General features: G+C 64.7%; 1 protein-coding gene. It reads right to left on the reverse strand.

Annotation, left to right across the window (positions count from 1 at the left end):
* The coding region (locus tag AC5Y3P_RS22250; protein WP_500048106.1) for an amino acid adenylation domain-containing protein at nucleotides 1–2,320 on the reverse strand (2,320 nt) is incomplete at both ends.

A 2,320-nucleotide genomic window follows, 5' to 3' on the forward strand; every position in this document is an offset into this window, starting at 1 on the left:
CCATCGGGGCCATCGACCAGCCATCAAAAGCTATGTGGTGCAACACGAGTGCGAGCACATACTGATCCGGACCGGTCTGATAGACCTGCGCCCGGATCGGGATCTCGGCGGCCAGGTCGAACCGATGCCCGGCCAACGCCACCAACTCGCCGGCGATCTCGTCCTCCGAGACCGCCACCACCGCAGAGCTGCCGCGGCGCCACAGGCCTGCCTCAGCCGGGAGCACCTTCTGCTGCGGAACGCCGTCGAAGTCGGGGAACACGGTGCGCAACGACTCGTGCCGGGCGATCACGTCATCGAGCGCGGCGTCGAGCGCGGACACATCCAAGCTGCCGTTGATCCGGAACGCGATCGGCATGTTGTAGGTGGCCGCCCCACCCTCGAACCGATTCAGGAACCAGAGGCGTTGTTGGGCGTAGGACAGTGGGATGGTGGCCGGTCGTGGGTTGGCGATCAGCGGGGTGCGGCGGTCACCGTCTTGCCCGATACGCGGGGCCAACCCGGCCACGGTGGGCGCATCGAACAAGGTCCGTACCGCCACCCCGGCATCCAAACTGGTGTTGATCGCCGCGATCGCCCGCATCGCCAGGATGCTGTCGCCGCCGAGGTCGAAGAAGTTGTCGTCGACACCGACCCGATCCAACCCCAACACCTGGGCATAGATCCCCGCCAAAATCTCCTCGGTCGCCGTCGTCGGCGCCCGATAAGTATCCACCACAGCGTATTCCGGCGCCGGAAGCGCCCGCCGATCCAACTTCCCATTGACCGTGACCGGCAACGCCTCGAGCACCACGATCGCCGCAGGCACCATATAGGCGGGCAACCGCTGCGCCAACAACCCCCGCAACCCCACACCATCGACACCACCCGGCACCGACTCGGTGACATAACCCACCAACCGCTTATCACCAGGCCGATCCTCACGCACCACCACCACGGCCTGCTCCACACCAGCCAACTCCGACAACCCAGACTGAATCTCCCCCAACTCAATCCGATACCCACGAATCTTGACCTGCTCATCAGCACGCCCGGCATACCGCAACTGACCATCAGCGCCCCACGACACCAAATCCCCAGTCCGATACATCCGCACACCAACACCACCGAACGGACACGCCACAAACCGCGACCCCGTCAACGACCCCCGACCCAAATACCCCACACCCACACCACGACCAGCCACATACAACTCACCGACCACACCCACCGGCACCGGACGCAACCACCGATCCAGCACGAACAACGCCGCACCCGGAACCGGAGCACCAATCGGCACCACCGCCGACCCCGACCCCAACGGACCAGCAATCGAGGCATACACCGTCGTCTCCGTGGGCCCATACCCATTGAGCACCACCCGACCCGGCGCCCACCGATCCACCACCTCCGGCGCACACGGCTCAGCAGCAACCATCAACACCGACACCGACGCCAACACCTGCGGATCCAACATCCCCACCGCCGTCGGAGTCTGACTGAGCACCGTCACACCCTCAGCCACCACCAACGCCTGCAAATCCGCCGGCGAACGCGTCACCGCCTCCGGCACCACCACCAACCGACCACCAAAAAGCAACGCCCCCCAGATCTCCCACACCGAATAGTCAAACGCCAACGACGAACACGCCGCCCACACCTGATCCGGACCCAACCCCACACCCACATCCAGACCCTCGAACAACCGCGTCACATTCGCATGCGTCACCGCCACACCCTTGGGCACACCCGTAGTCCCCGACGTATAGATCACATGCGCCACATCATCAGCACACGGCCCCGACACCAACCCCGCACCCGAAGCCGCCCCAATCACCGGATCATCGACATCAACCACCGGCACACCACACCCAGCCAACCGATCACCCAGACCACCACAACTGAGCACCACCACCGGATCGGCATCACCGACCATGAACAACGCCCGCGCCGCCGGCACCCCCGGATCAATCGGCAAATACGCCGCCCCCGACTTCAACACACCCAAAATCGCCGTCACCGCCACCGCCGACCGCGGCAACAACAACCCCACACACCGACCCGGCCCCGCACCCCGACCCACCAAAAACCGCGCCAACCGATTCGACGCCTCATCCAACTCCCGATACGACAACGACGAACCCGCAAAACTCACCGCCACCGCATCCGGAGCCCGCCCAACCTGAACCCCGAACAACCCCGGAACCGAACACCCCGAAACCAACTCACCCAACACCGCACGCCGACCAAACACATCCAGCCGACCACGCTCCACCACACCAACCACATCAACCGACGACAACACCCGACCCGGATCCACCACCACCGCTTCCAACACCCG

The organism is Mycobacterium sp. NGS45 (assembly GCF_059812645.1).